Genomic DNA, 20,485 nt, shown 5'->3' with positions numbered 1-20,485 from the left:
TACATCCTCGCACTTTCAGATAAACCCCATTAACGCCCGGCAGAGTATCGTTACACTGGAAAAAGATTCACAGTATTTATAGTTTGAGAAGAAAAATGAAAAAGCTCATCGCGTTAAGCGTTATTAGTCTTGTCCTTACCGGCTGCGTTAATCCGGGTAAAGCCTCCGTACAGCCGGAGCAACTTAAGAGCCACCGCTTTGTGCTGGAAAATGTGAACGGTAAGGCGGTGAAGAGCGCGACAACGCAACCTGAAATCAGTTTTAACGCGCTGCCTGATATCAGCCTGGTGGACAACATCAGCGTTTCTGGCCAGATGTGTAACCGCTTTAACGGACAGGGGAAATTGTCCGAAGGCGAGCTTAAGGTGAAAACGCTGGCCATGACGCGCAAGCTCTGCACGGAACCGCAGCTGAATGAGCTGGATCAGGCCATCGGCGACATGCTGCGCAAAGGGGCGCAGGTCGACCTGACTGAAGACCAGTTGACGCTGGCGACAGCCGATAAAACGCTGATGTTTAAGCGTGCAGAATAATCAGTAGTTACCGCAGCTTCCCACGGCAAGCGACTGCTCACTGCAGCGTTTGCCGTTTGGCAAGGCGCACATCCCAATAGCAGAACCGTCAAGCTGTCGGGCGACGGACAGCGAACCGCCAATCATTGCGCAATTGGCCTGACCTGAACTGGACATCGCCGCCTTCATTCCGGGCGCGACGTGAGCGGCCGTAGCCTGCTGGACTGGTTCACTGCTACATGCCGACAACAATAGTGCGGCACACCCTACCCAAAATGCTGAGCGCATGCTCTCTCCCCCATAAATAATGCGAAACCTATGCATAATAGGCATCACATCCCGTGCCGTCGAGAGTGGAAGTGCGTATTTATGCGCTCCAGAAACAATTTCTCGCAATTTTTTCGCCAAAAATTTGATCTACACATTGATGGTGGGAATACCCAGGACACAAAAGCGAAAATCGTAAAATCCCCCGTTTGCTAGAATACACAGATAATATTCAGGGTTTGTCGCCGTAATACAGACCCCTATTTTTTGCGCAATGTAAGGGTGTTGTCCTATGCAAACTATTGACGGTAATGGTGCAGTTGCCTCAGTCGCCTTCCGCACCAGTGAAGTTATCGCCATCTACCCGATTACGCCAAGTTCGACCATGGCTGAGCAGGCGGATGCCTGGGCGGGTAACGGGTTAAAAAACGTCTGGGGCGATGTCCCGAGAGTGGTTGAAATGCAGTCCGAGGCCGGCGCGATCGCCACGGTCCACGGCGCGCTACAGACCGGTGCGCTTTCCACGTCGTTCACCTCCTCACAGGGATTGTTGTTAATGATCCCGACGCTGTACAAGCTCGCCGGGCAACTGACCCCCTTCGTTCTGCACGTCGCGGCGCGCACCGTTGCTACCCACGCGCTCTCCATCTTTGGCGATCACTCTGACGTGATGGCCGTGCGCCAGACCGGCTGCGCGATGCTGTGCGCCAGCAGCGTTCAGGAAGCCCAGGACTTTGCCTTAATTTCGCATATCGCCACGCTCAAAAGCCGCGTGCCGTTTATTCACTTCTTTGATGGTTTCCGCACCTCTCATGAGATCAACAAAATCGTCCCGCTGGCCGACGAGACTATCCTGAACCTGCTCCCGCAGGCGGAAATCGACGCGCATCGCGCCCGGGCCCTGAACCCAGAACATCCGGTGATTCGCGGAACGTCGGCCAATCCGGATACCTATTTCCAGTCCCGCGAGGCCACGAACCCGTGGTACAACGCCGTTTACGATCGGCTTGAACAGGCGATGAATGACTTTGCCGCCGCAACCGGTCGTGAATACAAACCGTTTGAATACTACGGACATCCGCAGGCGGAGCGTGTGATTGTGCTGATGGGGTCAGCCATTGGGACCTGCGAAGAAGTGGTTGACGAGCTGCTGACGCGCGGCGAAAAGGTGGGCGTGCTTAAGGTGCGCCTCTATCGTCCGTTCTCGGCTAAACATCTGCTTTCCGTTCTGCCTGAAAGCGCGCGCGCGGTGGCGGTGCTCGATCGTACCAAAGAGCCCGGCGCGCAGGCGGAACCGCTTTATCTGGACGTGATGACCGCCCTGGCCGAAGCCTTTAACAATGGCGAACGCGAAACGCTGCCGCGCACCGTCGGGGGGCGCTACGGTTTGTCCTCCAAAGAGTTTGGCCCGGACTGCGTGCTGGCGGTATTTAACGAGCTCAGCGAAGCGAAGCCGAAGCCGCGCTTTACCGTCGGCATTTATGACGATGTGACCAACCTGTCCCTGCCGTTGCCGGAAAACACCCTGCCCTCAACCGCCAGGCTTGAGGCGCTGTTCTATGGCCTGGGCAGCGACGGCAGCGTCTCCGCGACCAAAAACAACATCAAAATCATCGGTAACTCCACGCCGTGGTACGCCCAGGGGTACTTCGTTTATGACTCCAAGAAAGCTGGCGGCCTGACCGTTTCGCACCTGCGCGTGAGCGAACAGCCCATCCGCTCGGCGTATCTTATTTCTCAGGCTGATTTTGTTGGCTGTCACCAGCTGCAGTTCATCGATAAATACCAGATGGCCGAGCGCCTGAAGCCCGGCGGTATTTTCCTTCTGAACACGCCGTACGGCGCGGATGAGGTCTGGTCGCGCCTGCCGCAGGAAGTGCAGGCGGTGCTGAACCAGAAAAAAGCCCGGTTTTATGTAGTCAACGCCGCCAAAATTGCCCGCGAATGCGGCCTTGCTGCGCGTATTAATACCGTGATGCAGATGGCCTTCTTCCATCTGACGAATATCCTGCCGGGCGATAGCGCGCTCGCGGAACTGCAGGGCGCAATTGCCAAAAGCTACAGCAGCAAGGGCCAGGAGCTGGTCGAGAGGAACTGGCAGGCGCTGGCGCTGGCCCGCGAATCCCTGTTTGAGGTGCCGCTGCAGCCGGTCAATGCCGCCAGCCCGAATCGCCCTCCGGTGGTGTCCGACGCGGCGCCTGACTTCGTGAAAACCGTTACGGCGGCGATGCTGGCCGGTCTGGGTGACGCCCTGCCCGTCTCGGCGCTGCCGCCGGATGGAACGTGGCCGATGGGCACCACCCGTTGGGAAAAACGCAACATCGCCGAAGAAATTCCCATCTGGAAAGAGGAGCTGTGCACCCAGTGTAACCACTGCGTCGCGGCCTGCCCGCACTCGGCCATTCGCGCCAAAGTGGTATCACCGGAAGAGATGGAAACCGCGCCGGCCAGCCTGCACTCCCTGGACGTGAAATCCCGCGATATGCGCGGACAGAAATACGTTCTCCAGGTCGCGCCGGAAGATTGCACCGGCTGTAACCTGTGCGTTGAGGTTTGCCCGGCGAAGGACAGGCAGAATCCGGAAATTAAAGCCATCAATATGATGTCGCGCCTGGAGCACGTCGAAGAGGAAAAGGTCAATTACGACTTCTTCCTGAATCTGCCGGAAATCGACCGCAGCAAGCTGGAACGTATTGATATCCGCACATCACAGCTGATCACACCGCTGTTTGAGTACTCAGGCGCCTGCTCCGGCTGCGGTGAAACGCCGTATATCAAGCTGCTTACCCAGCTGTACGGTGACCGGATGTTGATTGCCAACGCAACCGGCTGTTCGTCTATCTATGGCGGCAATTTGCCTTCCACGCCGTACACCACTGATGAGCATGGTCGCGGACCGGCCTGGGCAAACTCGCTGTTTGAGGACAACGCCGAGTTTGGTCTGGGCTTCCGCCTGACCGTTGACCAGCACCGCGCGCGCGTGATGCGCCTGCTGGAGCAGTTCGCCGGACAAATCCCCGCCGAGCTCAATGACGCGCTTCACGCGGACGCGACGCCGGAAGTGCGTCGTGAGCAGGTTGCTGAGCTGCGCCGTGCGCTTCAGGGCGTAGCGGGAGCCGAACAGCTGCTGACCGACGCTGACGCCCTGGTCGAAAAATCGATCTGGCTAATTGGCGGCGACGGCTGGGCTTACGATATCGGCTTTGGCGGGCTGGATCACGTGTTGAGCCTGACCGAAAACGTCAACATTCTGGTTCTGGATACGCAGTGTTATTCCAATACCGGCGGTCAGGCTTCGAAAGCCACACCGCTAGGCGCCGTAACAAAATTCGGTGAACACGGTAAACGCAAGGCGCGCAAAGATCTCGGCGTGAGCATGATGATGTACGGCCACGTTTACGTCGCGCAAATCTCGCTGGGTGCCCAGCTTAACCAGACGGTAAAAGCGATTCAGGAAGCGGAAGCGTACCCGGGTCCGTCGCTGATTATTGCCTACAGCCCTTGCGAGGAGCATGGCTACGACCTGGCGCTCAGCCACGATCAGATGCGACAGCTGACCGCGACCGGCTTCTGGCCGCTGTACCGGTTCGACCCGCGCCGTGCGGACGAAGGTAAGTTACCGCTGGCGCTGGACTCTCGTCCACCGTCAGATGCCCTGTCCGAGACGTTAATGCAGGAACAACGGTTCCGTCGTCTTAACGCGCAGCAGCCGGAAGTGGCTGAACAGCTGTGGAAAGATGCCGCTGCGGACCTGCAAAAGCGCTATGACTTCCTGGCGCAAATGGCGGGTAAAGCCGAAAAACCGACCAGCGACTAGTGCCTCTGCCCGGCTTGTCCGGGCATTTTTTTGCCATAAAAAAAGCCCGGCGTATTCACACCGGGCAAATCCAAATAATCAATGAAAATCTATTTAGTTTCCTTAATAGCATTCACGTTAATTATGGATGAATCATCTTAAAGGCATATAACGCCGTCAAGACCACCTTAATTAACGGCTGATTAATAATTTCAATTTAATATACTTCACTTTAAATCATTCATAAAACCAATGATCATTTCCACTGATTTATTCGGTTTAGATTTTACTTAGTTCGTAACAATTCTATTTTATTACTCTTACACGGGAGTGATTTAGCATGGGACAACTTTCTCATTCTGAAAGTTCAACAGGTAATTAAATAAAAACAACTGCAAAGGAATATCACAATGCAAAGAAAAGTACTGGCCCTGATGATTCCGGCTCTGTTAATGGCTGGCGCAACGCATGCAGCAGAGATTTATAATAAAGACGGCAACAAATTGGATCTGTACGGGAAAGTAGATGGTCTGCACTATTTCTCCGACGACAAAGGCGCTGACGGGGATCAAACCTACATGCGTCTGGGCTTCAAAGGCGAAACCCAGATCAACGACATGATGACCGGCTATGCGCAGTGGGAATACAACATTCAGGCCAATAATACCGAAGGATCGGATAACCAGTCCTGGACGCGTCTGGCCTTCGCCGGTGTGAAAGTGGGCGATTACGGCTCTTTCGATTACGGTCGTAACTACGGCGTACTGTACGACGTGGAAGGCTGGACCGATATGCTGCCTGAGTTCGGCGGTGACTCCTACACCAAAGCCGACAACTTCATGACCGGCCGCGCAAACGGCGTAGCCACCTACCGTAACACCGACTTCTATGGCCTGGTGCAGGGTCTGAACTTTGCGCTGCAGTACCAGGGCAAGAATGAAGACGCCAGCAACAATCAGGAAGGCACCAACAACGGTCGCGATACGCGTCACGAGAACGGTGATGGCTTCGGTATCTCCACAACCTATGACTTCGGCATTGGGATTACTGCGGGTGCAGCCTATACCACTTCTGACCGTACCAACGAGCAGGTGATGAACACCACTGCGGGCGGTGACAAAGCGGATGCATGGACGGCGGGTCTGAAATATGACGCCAATAACATCTATCTGGCGGCAATGTATTCTGAAACACGCAATATGACGCCGTACGGTGATAACACCGACGCCGTGGCAAACAAAACCCAAAACTTCGAAGTGACCGCACAGTACCAGTTCGACTTCGGCCTGCGTCCGACCCTCTCCTACCTGCAGTCTAAAGGTAAGGACCTCGGCAACGGTCAGGGCGACCAGGATCTGGTTAAATACGCTGACGTTGGCGCGACCTACTACTTCAACAAAAACATGTCCACCTACGTTGATTACAAAATCAACCTGCTGGATGAAGATGACAGCTTCTACAAAAACAACGGCATCGGTACGGATGATGTCGTGGCACTGGGCCTGGTTTACCAGTTCTGATTGTCAGAGCCCGCATCATGATGCGGGCTCGTTTTTTTTGAAACTCGTCACAAAAGACAGCTTCAGAAAGCGGTTGGTTGAGGGTAAGTTGAAAGAAAGCTGGTTAAACTTCGGTGATAGCCCTTTCGTCACTAAGGATAACAGCGTTGTTTAGTCGTGTATCCCTTGCAGTACTTACCCTTTTAGCTATTCTGTGGATGGCGTTAATTTTTGATTTTGGTGATATTGTCGGGCATCTCGGCGCGCTCTTAAACCATCTGGATGGCAGTTAACTATACTGATTAAAAAGCGGCCAGACGGCAATCATCCCTGCTCTTCCCCTTTCTCGCGAAATGAGAGATAGCCAAATACCCCACTTTCCCCATCTGAGGGATGATTTACGCCGTCCATCACCTTCACCTCATGAAAATCAAAAGGTGAAACGTTTTCAAGACAGGCGACATTCACGCCGTATTCGTCTGGGTTAGAACGCCGCTGATGGAACGTATAAATCCCACACACCGAGCAGAAGAAATGCCGTGCCGTTCCCTTATTGAAGCGGTACTCGGTGAGTTTATCCTGACCTTTGGTGACGGTAATTCCTGATAACGGCGCAGAAACGACGACCGCGCCCCGCATGCGACAAAAGGAACAGCTGCAGCGTCGCGCGGTGTTCAGGTCATCCGTAAGCTCAACGGTAAACGTCACCGCGCCGCAATGGCATTTCGCTTTACGAACCTCAGCCATGGCCTATACCCCTTTTCTTACCAGCTCGGCGGCTTTCACGAAAACCTCGTCTTCTACACCGTCGCCCTTTTGCCTGCCGAGCCTGACCAGCTCATCAACAATACTGTTGCGGTCAATGGGTTTCTGCGCTGAAACCAGCCCAATAACGGCGGCCCCAATCGCCAGCCCCACTAATCCTGTTTGTTCATCTTTGTTTTTCATATTCATGCTCCTGGTACAACAAACAAGCGTAGCAGGAATACGGTAAAACGGAATGCCGGACACACGCTCTGTGAATATTATTTAAACAGTTCAGGCAGGTACGACTTCCAGAATCGACAGATACGAACGGGTGTCTATTATTTTGTTCAACTTCAGGTTGGTCTGTTCAAACAAGGCCTGATACTCAGACTCTGTTCGTGCCCGTCCTCCATCAAAGCTTGTTAACAGAAGAAGGTCAATTTCAAATCGACCCTGTTCATTGTTTTCTTTTTTAATAAGCGGCTCAAAAATTAATAGCCGGGAATTTTCTTTCATTACATTTCTGCAGCATTGAAGTATCTGAATGGACTTCTCATCAGGCCAGTCCATCAAAATATACTTAAGCAGGTAAATGTCTGCTACAGGACAGGCTTCAAAAAAGCTGCCCTCAACGGTCTCCCATCGACGATTATCATTTAACAGGTGTAGTCGATTCCGCTCAAGCACGTCTTTTTGATCGAAAAGGATCCCTGTTAAGGTCGGATTTCGCCGTAAAACGGCCAGCAATAAATTACCCAGCCCACCGGCGATATCGGCAACGACAGCGTTTTGAGGGAACGAATAGCTATCTGCAATGACTTCATTCTCTACGGATGACATAGAGGCCATACCGGCATGAAAAATGTTGCTGTCAGCTCCCCTATCGTCATGCTGCCAGTAGTCGTAAAAAGGCTTGCCAAATAATTCATTAAACACAGGTTTGCCTTGCAGTATCTCATCCATTTTAGCCGCTGGCTGCCAGAATGTTTGGTCTGTCAGCATGAGCACCGCCGCACGCAAGGAAAATTCATGCTCAGAACACAGGAATTGTGCGGAAGGGCTAAGACTGTATTCAGCTTGAGATAATTCGTTGAAAACTCCACGAGAGGACAATAAGCGCATGATTCGATGAAGATAGTTAACGTCGACATTCAACTCCTTCGCCAGTTTCTTGACGGTTTTTTTCCTTCAACCAGACGATCTGCGACGCCTAATACCGCGACCGCCCGGAGTGCAGCCTGCCAGACAAAACCCATGCTTTGCTCTAACAAACACATTCCTTCTTTACGGCTCAGTAAATCCAGACTATTGCGTTGTGACATTTTCTGCTCCTTACCAATAAAGATGCGCTGAACAACTGAAACGCCGCTAGCAAGCGTAAGTCTGGTAATGAGCTTTATCCACAATATCAAAAAGGATTATTTATGTGGTTTCGTACCGTTTAGCATACACTCCATTTAAATACGTAAAAAAACAGGGCCACTTACTCGTCATCCTGATTAGTAACAGCATGATATTATTATTTTATAAATGATTTCTATTAAACAAAAAATGCCTGTCGTGAGACAGGCATTGCATAGTTAGAATCTCGGCGCGAGTCCATATTTTGGCGTGTTGATATTTGCCGACCAAATTTTGATATCGTTTTGCAGGAGAATAGTGAAATCAGATTTCAGATGCATCACCATGCCATTGACGCTTTCCGCATCCACCACTGAAAAATGCTCAATTCTGTTTTGCCCTATCTGGACACAATTATATTTGGCGGGCAGCACTTTACCATTGACATTTAGCGGTAGATTATTCTCACCACAGCGGCCTTCCGTAATATAAGACACGAGCAAATTAGCGGATTTCCTCCCAGGCTGGAATACGCTCACCATGACGGGAGAACCTGCCGAGGTCTGCGTCATATCGTAAAGCACCGCATTTTTCATATACCAGGTATTATATTCCCGCTCCTGAAAAGCGGACCAGACAGGTGCAGAAAAAAACGCCAACACTGCCAACATAATAGATACTATTTTCATGGGATGTCATCGTCCGTGGTGTTGCTCGTATTATTCAGATTGTGCAAAAAACAGCAACAACTTAAGAATAGTCCTACTACTATTGGCAGTGATGGAGGGTTAATTAACGCATGCGCGATGGGGTCTGTCTCCTGTTGCTAACGTATATTCGCTTTATTTATTCTGACCGGCCATTCGGATCGCTTCCAGGCCGACGCGCTGTCCGAATGACAGCTCTAACGTATTTCCATCGGGATCGGCAAAAAAGACATAGTAGCCGACGGGATCGCCTACATTCTCAGGCGCCTTCCTTAGCACACCTTCAGCGGTGGCCATCGCGGTTTTTCTGTCAATTTCTTCTCGGGTCGCGCAGGCAATACCCAGATGCCCGAAGCGACCCAGCGGCGTGTCGGTCACGGTATCGGCCTGTACCAGAACCAGTGCAAAAGGACGGGTATGGTCGCTAAGCCATGCTACTTTTCTTGCATCAGGGATGTCGGGTTCACGCAAATGAATGACCTCCATACCGGCATAGCGACGATAGAAGGCAATACTCTTTTCCAGGTCCCTGACCATAAACGCGACATGAGTGAAACCTACATCAATGTCTTTCATTTTAAGATGTTACTCCTTTATCAACGTGGTGCTGACATCTTAAAAGCTCAAGTTAACTTGATGTCAATACGCTCATAACGAAGAAACAGGAGAGAAATGGTAAACCGCCGCCATCACGGCGATGCTGACGACAATGCTCAAGAAAAAGTAGGTTTTGAAAGGCTGCTTTTGTGTTTTATGGCGAAAGAGCTGTTGGCCCACAATGGCGCCAGGCCAGCCTCCGGTCACGCCAAATACCAGCAACGTCGCTTCCGGAACTCTTCTCATCCCCTTCCGCGCCGCCATTTTATCGGCACCATATATCACCACTGTCAGCACATTGATCAGCAGAAACCACACGACAACAGGATTTGATGATAAAAGGCTGCCGATTGCAGCGAATATCAGGAGTGAGTAACAAAAGCGATTGAGAGTCATTGAATGCGTCACTGGATTGTTGAGCGGTTTGGAAGACGCATTATACGTTATCTTCGTCATGTTTCGGGAGAAACACTTATAGCTGGATAAACCTCATTCCACCTTCACTTTAACTTTAGGCTTCGACAAAAGGACTTTGACCAGTTCCTTGAAAGCAAGAGGTCTGTAGAAGAAGAATCCCTGTAAAAACCGGATGTTATTACGGATGAGATAATCAAGTTGCTCTTGCGTTTCAACACCTTCCGCCACAATGCTAATTGAGAGTTTTTTTGCTAATTCCAGTACCGAATCAAGGATCAGGGTTGAGTCCTCATTGGCGTTAACCCTGGCCACAAAACGTTGGTCGATTTTAATGTAATCAATATGCAGTTCTTGCAGATAGGAAAGACCGGAATATCCCGTGCCAAAATCATCCAGCGCAATGGCAAATCCGTTGTTATGCAGTTCATTCAGCGCCCTGACGAGATGTTCATCGATGTGGAGCGGTTCGCGCTCGGTTACCTCAATGACAAGGTTGAGATCCAGTTGAATAAAACTGTGTTTGTAGTGGAGACACTCTTCCACAAAGGTGGACGCTACGATGTGAGAAGCGCTGAAGTTAATTCCTACATGAAACCCTTCTGGCAGCAATGTAGAAATAGCGTTCATTTGTTTTGCAACCTGTTTCATTAGGCTCTGAGTCAGAGGAATAATTAACCCTGACTGCGGATGCTTCCATCTGGCCAGAACTTCCACACCTCGCACTTTGCAGGAACTAATGCAAATGAAATGAGTCGAATGAAGACACTTACCAGGAAAGATTATTTTATGACATCTTATATTATAGTAACCACTGTTGCCGCTGTTATGGGGTTGATAACCTTGAGTCTAATCAAAGTTTGGATAAGCACCTCGAACAACCCTGACAATCTGTAACTTCATCGCAAGCCACTTACGCTTCTGGTAAATCTATGATAACCAGCGTGCCAAAACTGCCTGTTTCTACAGTATGGGGAGTGCCAGCTTTGGCTACATAAAGCTGTCCAGCCGTTACAGAGATTTTTTTACCCTTCACGCTCAGCTCCAGACGTCCATCAATGACCAGTAACCCCTCGTCATACTCATGTACCTCTTCAATCACTGAGCGCTCATCCATTCGTAAAACCTTGAGATTCGTTGTTCCAATGCGGCCTAATACACGAGAGCGCCATGTCTCTGGTAATGCAAGTGCTTCGGTTTTGAGGTCATAAAGCGACATAACGTCATTCCTTTTGATGTTCTTTTCACGCTCTTATGGCATATAAGCTCCCTGCCGTCATATAACAAATATGGAAAACCAGTACGAGTAAGATGCTATAGGTCTTGAAACCACAGCGCAGGCTGAGAGCGAGTTGCAACGTCAGATATAACCCCGCTGCAAAACGTGCTGGCATTCGCCGCCGGAATCCGTACCATACGCGGCATACAATTTTTGCCCCTGCTGGCTCCGAAGGTAGTACTCAATGCAAGAGAATCAAGAGATTAACAAAAAAGAGCAATACAACCTGAACAAACTGCAAAAGCGACTGCGCCGTAACGTGGGCGAAGCCATTGCAGACTTCAACATGATTGAAGAAGGCGACCGCATCATGGTTTGCCTGTCAGGGGGTAAAGACAGCTACACCATGCTGGAGATCCTGCGCAATCTTCAGCAAAGCGCGCCGGTGAAATTTTCCCTGGTGGCGGTCAACCTTGACCAGAAACAGCCGGGCTTTCCGGAGCACATCCTGCCGGAGTACCTCGAGAAGCTGGGCGTTGAGTACAAAATCGTCGAAGAAAATACCTACGGCATTGTGAAAGAGAAAATCCCGGAAGGGAAAACCACCTGTTCACTCTGCTCTCGTCTGCGCCGCGGCATTCTGTATCGTACCGCGACGGAGCTGGGCGCAACCAAAATTGCGCTGGGCCATCACCGCGACGATATCCTGCAAACGCTGTTCCTGAATATGTTCTACGGCGGCAAGATGAAAGGCATGCCGCCCAAGCTGATGAGCGATGACGGTAAACACATCGTGATCCGCCCGCTTGCCTACTGCCGTGAAAAAGACATTGAGCGTTTTTCGCAGGCGAAAGGGTTCCCGATCATTCCATGCAACCTGTGCGGCTCTCAGCCGAACCTGCAGCGTCAGGTGATTGGCGACATGCTGCGCGACTGGGACAAGCGTTATCCGGGCCGCATTGAAACCATGTTCAGCGCGATGCAGAACGTCGTCCCTTCCCATCTCGCGGACGTGGAGCTGTTCGACTTTAAAGGCATCAACCACGAATCAGAAGTGGTGAACGGCGGCGATCTGGCGTTCGACCGGGAAGAGATCCCGACGCAGCCAGCAGGCTGGCAGCCTGAGGAGGATGACAATCAGCTGGACGAGCTGCGTCTGAACGTGCTGGAAGTGAAATAAGCAATTAGCGTCTCAGACACAACGTCTGAGACGCTTTAGGCCTTACTTCAGCAGACGTACGCGACAGGTTTTACCCTTAATTTTCCCGTTTTGCAGCTGCTTCCATGCCTTGTGGGCAACCGCCTGACGAACGGCCACATAAACATGCGCCGGATGGACCGCAATCTTACCGATATCCGCCCCCTCCAGACCGACGTCTCCGGTTAATGCCCCTAACACATCGCCCGGACGCATCTTGGCTTTTTTGCCGCCATCAATACACAGCGTCGCCATTTCGGCCTCAAGCGGCACGAGCTTCACGCTGCCCGGCGCACTCTGCCAGTTCAGCTTAATCTGCAGCATTTCGGAGAGAATATTAGCGCGCTGCGCCTCTTCCGGTGCACAGAAGCTGATAGCCAGGCCGCTGTTGCCTGCACGCGCGGTACGCCCAATACGGTGCACATGCACCTCCGGATCCCACGCCAGCTCATAGTTCACCACCAGCTCGAGGGACTTGATATCCAGGCCGCGCGCAGCGACGTCGGTGGCGACCAGAACGCGGGCGCTGCCGTTCGCGAAACGAACCAGGGTCTGGTCGCGATCGCGCTGTTCCAGATCCCCATGCAGCGACAATGCGCTCTGCCCGGCGGCATTCAGGGCATCACAGACCGCCTGGCAGTCTTTTTTCGTATTACAGAACACCACGCAGGAGGCAGGCTGATGCTGGCTCAGCAGTTTCTGCAGAAGCGGGATTTTCCCCTTCTGTGAGGTTTCGAAGAACTGCTGTTCGATGGCGGGCAGCGCATCAACGCTGTCGATTTCAATGGTGAGCGGATTTTTTTGCACGCGCCCGCTGATGGCGGCGATAGCCTCCGGCCAGGTGGCAGAAAACAGCAGCGTCTGGCGATCGGCCGGTGCGAAGCGGATCGCCTCGTCAATCGCGTCGCTGAAGCCCATATCCAGCATCCGATCGGCCTCATCCATCACCAGCGTTTGTAGCGCATCCAGCGAGACGGTGCCTTTTTGCAGGTGATCCAGCAGGCGACCCGGCGTGGCGACGATGATGTGCGGCGCATGCTGGAGTGAATCACGCTGCGCGCCGAACGGCTGTCCGCCACAGAGGGTCAAAATCTTGGTGTTGGGCAGGAAACGCGCCAGACGACGCAGTTCACCCGCCACCTGGTCTGCCAGCTCGCGGGTCGGGCACAGCACCAGAGACTGGGTCTGAAAAAGCGCCGCATCGATGTGCTGCAGCAGGCCAAGGCCGAATGCCGCAGTCTTCCCGCTGCCCGTTTTCGCCTGAACGCGCACGTCACGACCCTCGAGAATGGCGGGCAAGGCGGCCGCCTGAACAGGCGTCATCGTGAGGTATCCCAACTCGTTGAGGTTATCGAGTTGGGCGGCGGGCAGAACATTCAGGGTAGAAAAAGCGGTCACAATAGTCTCTCGTGGTGATCTTTGCAGTCAGATGGCGCGTATCCTCGCAGATCTCACGGTTCGATGCGACAATTTAATCGGTTCTTCATCGGGCGGCGGGTCGGGCATCGGCTGCGGACGCGGGATGGGGTCAGGCATTGGCACCGGGTCGGTGGGGATCGGATCGGATTGACGCGATTGTTGCTGTAGCAGAGCGTTCAGGTTGCTCATGACTCCCTCCAGAATTTGCTGTCGTCCCTTTTAGGGTAGACGCTGAGAATCAGGAGGCAAAAAAAAGCCGACTGTTAAAGTCGGCGTCGTACGAATCAATTGTGCTATGCAGTAATTCAAAAAAAGGAAGTAAGACAATATGGAGCGCAACGCCCATCGCTTGACGTTGCATTCACCTGCGGGAGTAATATTGCACCTTACGGGGGTGATGTTTATTGACTTCGCTCAATTAAAAGCGCGTTTCGAACCCGGTAAAAGCGGAAAAAAGCGTAAATTTACAGCCATTTACTACGATGCAACCACCATGCAACACCGCCAATCAAAACAACTAACATCACGCAAAACGCGGTAAAGCCGTAATGATAAGCGCCCCCCGGAATGCCGCCAAGGTTGACGCCAAACAGCCCGGTAAGAAAGGTGCTGGGTAAAAACACCATCGCCATCAGGGACATCGTATAGGTTCTTCTCGCCAGCGACTCCTGCATCACCTGCGCGATTTCGTCCGCCATTACCGCCGTTCTGGCAATACAGGAATCAATTTCATCCAGGCCGCGGCCCAGCCTGTCGGCAATATCCTGCATTCTGCGGCGCTGATCGTCATTCATCCAGGCGAGCCTTTCGCTGGCAAGGCGCGCATAAACGTCGCGCTGCGGCGTCATATAGCGGCGCATTACAATCAGTTGCTTACGCAACAAGGCCAGAAAACCGCGCGGCGGGATCTGCTGATCGAGGAGGTTATCCTCCAGGTCGATGATTTTGTCGTGCAGTTCTTCAATAAACTCGCTCGCATGATCCGTAAGGGCGTCACAGACGTCCACCAGCCAGCTGCCGCAGTCGACCGGCCCGGTGCCCTCTTTCAAATCGTTGACGATATCATCCAGCGCGAGGACTTTTCGCTGCCGGGTGGACACAATCAGCCCATCATCCATATAGACGCGCATCGCAACCAGCTGATCCGGGCGTTCATCCGTGCTGCCGTTAATGCAGCGCAGGGTGATCAGCGTACCGTCACCCATTCGGCTCACGCGGGGCCGCAGGCTTTCACCCGCCAGCGCATCGCGCACGTTATTCGGCAAGAGCGGAGTCGAAGCCAGCCAGTCGGCGCTGTCAGGGTGGGTGTAGTTCAGATGTAGCCAGCAGGGATGCGCACTGTCGATCGCATCGTCATCTTCCAGCGGCCGGGCACCGCCACGACCATCCAGCACCCACGCAAAAACTGCGTCAGGAACGTTAAGTTCAGATCCTTTAATGCTTTCCACAGCGCCTCCACCTTTTGAGCTCTTTCGGTGTCAGTCTAGCCTCCATCAGGGGTTAAGCAACAACTATGTATGCCATCGCGCTGAAATTGCTCAAGAAATGTACACGCTGCGAGATTCGCCCGGCGGTGCTGCGCTTGCTCGGGCCTACGGCTGTTAGTTGGCCGGGCCAGCGCAGCGCCGCCCGGCATGAAACTGCGGTTGTATCAGAGAGAGTGCTCTGGCCGCTGAAGGAAGGATGGCGAGCCGGTTGAAGAAGAAGGAGAACCTGTATCGAGCCTGAAATTACGCGTCCTTGCCTGCAGCTCAATTACCTGATTGCGCAGTACATCAGAGGAGCCGTTGAGTTCTTCCGCCATCGCCACGTTACTTTGCGTGACCCGCTCCAGCTCCGAAAGCGCCAGCGTGATCTGGGAAATGCCCTTCTCCTGCTCGGACGTCGAGGCGGAAATGTCGTCCATCAACCGGCTGACGTTCACCGAACCGGTCACGATTTCGTGCATATTTTTCTCTGCCTGCGACACCACGCTGGCTCCCTGCGTGACGTTACTGCTGGTAACGTCAATCAGCGTTTTGATATTTTTCGCGGCCTCAGCGCTGCGGTGCGCCAGGTTTCTGACCTCTTCCGCGACGACAGAAAACCCCTTTCCATGATCGCCCGCCCTTGCCGCTTCTACCGCCGCGTTAAGCGCCAGGATATTCGTCTGGAACGCAATGCCGTCAATCAACGAAATAATCTCCGTCATCTGCTGGGCGCATTCGGTAATGGACTGCATATTGCTGGCGACCTGCCCCATGAGCTCGCCCCCCTTGCGCGCCTGAAGCGTCGCCACGTTTGCCTGCTCGCTCGCCTGGCGGGTGTTATCGGCGTTGTTTTTGGTGCTCGCGGCCATCTGCTCCATGCTGGCTGCGGTTTGCACTAAAGATGCAGACTGCTGCTCGGTTTTCACCGAAAGCTGAGCGCTACGCGATGAGAGTTGATCCGATAAGGTCATGGCGGTTTGCGATGACGCCCTGATCTCGCGCACCAGCGTCGCAATGTTGCCGGAAAGGCTATTGATCCCGGGGATAAGCCGGCCCGCGCAGTTATTGCCAAACTCAGGGATAGAGACGCCAAGGTTACCTGCAGTCACCTCTTCAATGCTTTTCTTCACCGTATTGATCGGCGTAACAAGGTACTTCGTCATATAGATCCAGAGCAAAAATAGCGCAACGAAGTTGATGGCATTAAGTGAAATAAAGAGAGACGGATTGCTGGAAAATAGAACAACGACACCTGCATTAACTAAAAATAGCGATAAAAGGAACCCTATAATAAAGGTCCTGACACTAATATTTTTTAGCATGATAATACCCACGTTTTATATTTTGGTCGGCACTAAGACTTATAGCATTGGCCCCGAAGTTTTTCATCGCAAACGGCGCTTGTTTTTTGTTTCGCCGTTAGCATCCTGAGATTTACCTTAAGTCAGATAAAAAGAGCGTATTAGTGAAAATGTTCTGCTCAGCGTGCTGTGATACTGGTCTCCAGCCGTGGTAAGCGATAGTATCGCCCGCGGTGAGACGATGCGTTCGTCCTCCTGTTTAAGGCGCTTTGCTACTATTATTCTCTTTTGTTTAGCAACGCTTAATAAATTAACGAGAGAATATATTTTATATTCTTATTAAGTTTTGAGTATTAATATGACTGGTCATTTTTCACGATAAATAACTAATATGGTTTGAATGCGCATGTTCGTTGCCCGATAAAGATGTACCCGGCAGGCGAAATCGGTAACCCTCTCAGGCGTGGGATTGCATAATGCTCAATATATCGTGGGACCCTGTGTTAATCGCTATCTCTTATCTGGTGGCGTTTATCGCCTCCTTTGTGGCACTGGACAGCGCCGGAAAGATCCCCCTTTCCAGCAGAAAGGCTGCCCTCTTCTGGCGGATTGCCGGAGGGGTCACGCTGGGCATTGGCACCTGGTCAATGCACTTTATCGGCATGCTGTCGATGCAAATGCCCATGATGATGAGTTACGACCTCTGGCTAACCCTTACATCACTGGGCGTCGCGGTGGTGGCTTCCACCACGGCCCTTAATATTGCCGTCACGGGCAAAAAACGCTCTCCCGTTCGATTAATCCTGGCCACGGCGATCCTGAGCGCTGGCGTGGTGTCGATGCACTACACTGGTATGGCTGCCCTGATGCTGGACGGCGGCATCATCTGGGATCGTCGTATAGTTGGACTGTCCGTAGTAATTGCCGTTGTTGCCTCCGGCACGGCGCTGTGGCTGGCTTTCCGTTTGCGGGATAAACACAAAGGCGTCTTTATCGAACGCATTCTTGCGGCCATCGTCATGGGCGCCGCAATTTGTGCGATGCACTATACCGGCATGAGCGCCGCGCGGTTTCAGGATATGGCGCATACCCTGCCCGGGGGAATTAGCGAGCTGGGCTTATCCATCTGGGTTTCGGTCACCACGCTCTGCCTGCTCGGCATGATGTTAATCATTTCGCTTATCGATTCCCACCGGCGCACCAGCCGGCTGACGGATAACCTTCAGCAGCTCAACCGCCAGCTTGAGCTACAGGCGCGCTTTGATGCGCTCACCGGGCTCGCCAACCGCCACCAGATGGATCTCCGCATGCAGGATTGTCTGCGCAGCGCGTTGCTGAGCAACAGGCCATTTGCCGTGATTTTTCTGAACGTCGATCACTTCAAGCGCATTAACGATACGTGGGGCCACAGCGTCGGGGATGAGTTTTTGATCGCCGTTGCGCAGCGCATCACCGCCCGGCTCACGCGCGAAATGACGCTGGCAAGGCTGGGAGGAGACGCCTTTATCCTGCTGGTGCCTGAATGTGATGACGATAAGCTCAACGCCCTGCTCACCGCGTTGCTGGAAGATGTTCGACGCCCGCTTTCGATCTGCGGGCATGCGCTAAGCACGACAATCAGTGCGGGCGTCAGCCTCTATCCCCGGGATGGTGAAACGCTGCACGAGCTGAAGCTCAAGGCGGATGCAGCCTTGCACCACGTCAAAGAAGAGGGCCGAAACGCCTGGACGATTTATCGGGCCGAGATGTCCACGGCTATCCCGGCGAAACCCGGTTTCCTGCAGGAGCTTTCTCAGGCGCTGGAACGCGATCAGTTTGAGCTGTGGTACCAGCCAACCTGGTATGCGCAAGAGAAAACCATCCACGGTTTTGAAGCCCTGTTACGCTGGCGTCATCCTGAGCAAGGCGTCGTGCTGCCTCATCTTTTTATCCCCTCGCTGGAACAAACGGGCTTGATTATTCAGGTAGGCAACTGGGCCATTGAAGCGGCATGCCGGCAGCTGCATTTCTGGACGGAACAAGGGTTCAGCCAGTGGACGCTGTCGCTCAACCTCTCCCCCGTCCAGTTCGAGCAGCCCGACATTTTTCATATCGTATCGTCGATGCTGGAGAAATATAACCTGTCTCCCTCAAGGCTGATTCTTGAGGTAACCGAGAGCACCGCGCTTAAAAATCTCGACCGCAGCATTGAGTTGCTCAACGCGTTTAATCACGCGGGGATCACCGTCTCAATTGATGATTTTGGTACGGGCTACTCCAACCTGCTGATGCTGAGCGTGCTGCCTGCTAAAGAGCTTAAGATCGACCGAAGCTTTGTCACCTCAATGCTGGAAAATGAAAAAAGCCACAAGCTGGTTGAAACCATTATCAGTATCGCCCGGACCATGGAGATGAACGTGGTGGCTGAAGGGATCGAAACGAAAGAACAGGAGGCGGTTCTCACCCGTCTCGGCTGTGATTATCTCCAGGGTTACCTTTTTTCCCGCCCCTTACCTGCTGAACAGGTGCCGTGGCTACTGCTGCAGATAAACTCAGACAAAATGATTATACCCATTAATAAAATTCAAACGGACCCCGCATTTATTTCACAAAAAAATCATGCCTGACGGGGTTAACTGGAGTATGTTTCAAAGGAGTACACGCGAGTCAATTCTGTCATGATTGTCAGGCACATGTTGCCGATGAACAGGAAACGCCTATGTCGCAACCTTGTTTTGATGCATTGAATGTAATTAAAACACCCGTGTGGCTCATTTCACCCGCGTCGGAACAGATCGTTTTTGCGAATGTGGCCGCAAGGCAGGTGATGGGGGATAAAACGCTCGATGACCTGCGCAAGGGGATCTACTCTGCCAGCGCGCAAACCCTCCTGTCGATGTATGTACCTGAACTGAAAACAGAGCAGGAGATCGTCGAAATCTGGACAATGAGCCGGGATGGGCAGGATACGCCCTTAAGCTGTCGACTCTCGCTTGCCCAGCACGCGCCCTGGGGGGATGTTATTGTTTTCGAAGGCATCGCTCCACAACTACTCTCAGGCTTGAAGGCCAGCCGTTCCGCCACCTACCGGCGGAAAAAACAGGGTTTTTATGCGCGCTTTTTTCTGACCAACAGCGCCCCGATGCTGTTAATCGATCCCGCGCGCGACGGCCAAATCGTCGATGCGAATCTGGCCGCGCTCCATTTCTATGGGTATTCACATGATGAAATGTGCAGTAAACATACCTGGGAAATCAATACGCTGGGGCGGGCCGTGATGCCCATCATGACGGCGATTGCCGCACTGCCCGGTGGGCATAAGCCGCTCAATTTTATTCACCGCCTTGCCGATGGCTCCACCCGTCACGTTCAGACGTATGCCGGGCCCATTGAGATCTACGGTGACAAGCTCATGCTGTGCATCATTCACGACATCACCGAGCAAAAAAGGCTGGAGCAGGAGCTGGAACATGCGGCGTTACGTGACTCCATGACCGGGCTTCTCAACCGGCGGCAGTTCTACGCGATTACCGATCAAAGCAACCTCAATTATCTTCCCGCGCAGCAGCAGTTTAGCCTGCTGCTGGTGGATACCGATCATTTCAAAAACATCAACGATCTGTTCGGTCATCTGAAAGGTGATGAGGTCCTTATCGCCCTCTCGCGAATGCTTGAGGCCTGCAGCCGGGAGAACGACATGGTGTTCCGCTGGGGGGGCGAAGAGTTCGTCATCCTGCTGCCCCACACCTCTCTCGATACCGCGCTGCAGATTGCGGAGTCGATCCGTGCAGCGGTTGCCCACATTACGATTCCAGGCTTACCGCGGTTTACCGTCAGCATTGGCGTGGCGCGGCATAATCAGGGTGAGAGTATTGATGAGCTGTTTAAGCGCGTGGACGATGCGCTGTATCGCGCAAAGAATGATGGCCGTAATAAAGTCCTTGCTGCATGAAACTGGAGTATCCCGGAAAGCCCCGCTACAATGCCCACCTCGAATGAATTAGCGCAGGTGGGTTAAAG

Annotated in this window: 21 protein-coding genes; 7 read left to right on the top strand and 14 right to left on the bottom strand. The window is 52.7% G+C overall.

Annotated features, from left to right (window positions below; genetic code table 11):
* Nucleotides 1–95: 95 nt before the first annotated feature.
* Nucleotides 96–533 (top strand): heat shock protein HslJ, encoded by a 438-nt coding sequence (gene hslJ / locus L6R44_RS02010; protein ID WP_032640858.1) that lies wholly within the window; start codon nucleotides 96–98, stop codon nucleotides 531–533.
* Here hslJ and L6R44_RS02005 read toward each other — a convergent pair whose 3' ends face one another.
* On the bottom strand, nucleotides 534–800 hold the full coding sequence (locus L6R44_RS02005) for a putative hemolysin (RefSeq protein ID WP_023312003.1): 267 nt from the start codon (nucleotides 798–800) through the stop codon (nucleotides 534–536).
* 271 nt (nucleotides 801–1,071) lie between these two features.
* On the opposite strand from L6R44_RS02005, the gene nifJ reads away from it, so the two are divergent.
* Complete coding sequence (nifJ, locus tag L6R44_RS02000; protein WP_237423058.1) at nucleotides 1,072–4,596, top strand: pyruvate:ferredoxin (flavodoxin) oxidoreductase; 3,525 nt, start codon at nucleotides 1,072–1,074, stop codon at nucleotides 4,594–4,596.
* 389 nt (nucleotides 4,597–4,985) lie between these two features.
* Entirely contained in the window at nucleotides 4,986–6,095 is a 1,110-nt protein-coding gene (ompC, locus tag L6R44_RS01995) for a porin OmpC (RefSeq protein WP_237423057.1), read from the top strand.
* Between the two features lie 303 nt (nucleotides 6,096–6,398).
* Here the strand turns inward: ompC and L6R44_RS01990 are convergent, their stop codons facing one another.
* The 8 genes from L6R44_RS01990 to L6R44_RS01960 all read right to left on the bottom strand — a co-directional run bounded on the left by L6R44_RS01990 (nucleotide 6,399) and on the right by L6R44_RS01960 (nucleotide 10,681).
* Nucleotides 6,399–6,821: a GFA family protein gene (locus L6R44_RS01990; protein ID WP_237423056.1), complete on the bottom strand. Its 423-nt coding sequence runs from the start codon at nucleotides 6,819–6,821 to the stop codon at nucleotides 6,399–6,401.
* A 3-nt stretch (nucleotides 6,822–6,824) separates the two neighbouring features.
* Nucleotides 6,825–7,022, bottom strand: coding sequence for a hypothetical protein (locus tag L6R44_RS01985; protein WP_237423055.1), 198 nt, complete (start codon nucleotides 7,020–7,022; stop codon nucleotides 6,825–6,827).
* Nucleotides 7,023–7,112: 90 nt separating this feature from the next.
* A complete protein-coding gene (locus tag L6R44_RS01980; protein ID WP_337249836.1) occupies nucleotides 7,113–7,976 on the bottom strand; it encodes a methyltransferase in 864 nt (287 codons plus the stop codon).
* Nucleotides 7,973–8,143 carry a hypothetical protein gene (locus L6R44_RS24915; protein ID WP_337249835.1) on the bottom strand — a complete coding sequence of 57 codons (171 nt, stop codon included), beginning with the start codon at nucleotides 8,141–8,143 and terminating at the stop codon, nucleotides 7,973–7,975. The genes L6R44_RS01980 and L6R44_RS24915 overlap by 4 nt, the downstream gene beginning before the upstream one ends.
* Nucleotides 8,144–8,401: 258 nt before the next feature.
* Nucleotides 8,402–8,851, bottom strand: coding sequence for a hypothetical protein (locus tag L6R44_RS01975; RefSeq protein WP_237423054.1), 450 nt, complete (start codon nucleotides 8,849–8,851; stop codon nucleotides 8,402–8,404).
* Nucleotides 8,852–9,004: 153 nt separating this feature from the next.
* Nucleotides 9,005–9,445, bottom strand: a complete 441-nt coding sequence (locus tag L6R44_RS01970) for a VOC family protein (RefSeq protein ID WP_237423053.1) — start codon at nucleotides 9,443–9,445, stop codon at nucleotides 9,005–9,007.
* A 72-nt stretch (nucleotides 9,446–9,517) separates the two neighbouring features.
* Nucleotides 9,518–9,862, bottom strand: coding sequence for a DUF1294 domain-containing protein (locus tag L6R44_RS01965; RefSeq protein ID WP_032642609.1), 345 nt, complete (start codon nucleotides 9,860–9,862; stop codon nucleotides 9,518–9,520).
* Nucleotides 9,863–9,955: 93 nt separating this feature from the next.
* Entirely contained in the window at nucleotides 9,956–10,681 is a 726-nt protein-coding gene (locus L6R44_RS01960) for a cyclic diguanylate phosphodiesterase (protein ID WP_337249838.1), read from the bottom strand.
* Between L6R44_RS01960 and L6R44_RS24965 the strand changes: the two genes are divergently transcribed.
* Nucleotides 10,631–10,777, top strand: coding sequence for a YnaM/YnfT family protein (locus L6R44_RS24965; protein ID WP_442876495.1), 147 nt, complete (start codon nucleotides 10,631–10,633; stop codon nucleotides 10,775–10,777). The genes L6R44_RS01960 and L6R44_RS24965 overlap by 51 nt on opposite strands.
* A gap of 16 nt (nucleotides 10,778–10,793) precedes the next feature.
* Here L6R44_RS24965 and L6R44_RS01955 read toward each other — a convergent pair whose 3' ends face one another.
* On the bottom strand, nucleotides 10,794–11,099 hold the full coding sequence (locus L6R44_RS01955; protein ID WP_237423052.1) for a cupin domain-containing protein: 306 nt from the start codon (nucleotides 11,097–11,099) through the stop codon (nucleotides 10,794–10,796).
* A gap of 244 nt (nucleotides 11,100–11,343) precedes the next feature.
* Between L6R44_RS01955 and ttcA the strand changes: the two genes are divergently transcribed.
* Complete coding sequence (gene ttcA, locus L6R44_RS01950; RefSeq protein WP_237423051.1) at nucleotides 11,344–12,279, top strand: tRNA 2-thiocytidine(32) synthetase TtcA; 936 nt, start codon at nucleotides 11,344–11,346, stop codon at nucleotides 12,277–12,279.
* Between the two features lie 42 nt (nucleotides 12,280–12,321).
* Here ttcA and dbpA read toward each other — a convergent pair whose 3' ends face one another.
* From dbpA to L6R44_RS01930, 4 genes are all read right to left on the bottom strand, one after another.
* Nucleotides 12,322–13,695, bottom strand: a complete 1,374-nt coding sequence (gene dbpA, locus L6R44_RS01945) for an ATP-dependent RNA helicase DbpA (protein ID WP_237423050.1) — start codon at nucleotides 13,693–13,695, stop codon at nucleotides 12,322–12,324.
* Between the two features lie 27 nt (nucleotides 13,696–13,722).
* Nucleotides 13,723–13,905 (bottom strand): proline-rich small protein YnaL, encoded by a 183-nt coding sequence (gene ynaL / locus L6R44_RS01940; protein ID WP_237423049.1) that lies wholly within the window; start codon nucleotides 13,903–13,905, stop codon nucleotides 13,723–13,725.
* Nucleotides 13,906–14,180: 275 nt separating this feature from the next.
* On the bottom strand, nucleotides 14,181–15,164 hold the full coding sequence (gene zntB / locus L6R44_RS01935; protein WP_032640874.1) for a zinc transporter ZntB: 984 nt from the start codon (nucleotides 15,162–15,164) through the stop codon (nucleotides 14,181–14,183).
* Between the two features lie 203 nt (nucleotides 15,165–15,367).
* Nucleotides 15,368–16,507 carry a methyl-accepting chemotaxis protein gene (locus L6R44_RS01930; protein WP_237423048.1) on the bottom strand — a complete coding sequence of 380 codons (1,140 nt, stop codon included), beginning with the start codon at nucleotides 16,505–16,507 and terminating at the stop codon, nucleotides 15,368–15,370.
* Between the two features lie 455 nt (nucleotides 16,508–16,962).
* Between L6R44_RS01930 and L6R44_RS01925 the strand changes: the two genes are divergently transcribed.
* The gene (locus L6R44_RS01925) at nucleotides 16,963–19,092 is read left to right on the top strand and encodes a putative bifunctional diguanylate cyclase/phosphodiesterase (protein ID WP_237423047.1); all 2,130 of its coding nucleotides are present in this window, start codon (nucleotides 16,963–16,965) and stop codon (nucleotides 19,090–19,092) included.
* Between the two features lie 92 nt (nucleotides 19,093–19,184).
* Nucleotides 19,185–20,417, top strand: coding sequence for a sensor domain-containing diguanylate cyclase (locus L6R44_RS01920; RefSeq protein WP_237423046.1), 1,233 nt, complete (start codon nucleotides 19,185–19,187; stop codon nucleotides 20,415–20,417).
* Nucleotides 20,418–20,485 lie beyond the last annotated feature (68 nt).

Source organism: Enterobacter cloacae complex sp. ECC445, assembly GCF_021892025.1.
Taxonomy (GTDB): Bacteria; Pseudomonadota; Gammaproteobacteria; order Enterobacterales; family Enterobacteriaceae; genus Enterobacter; species Enterobacter chengduensis.
This window is presented reverse-complemented; position numbering and strand designations above follow the sequence as displayed.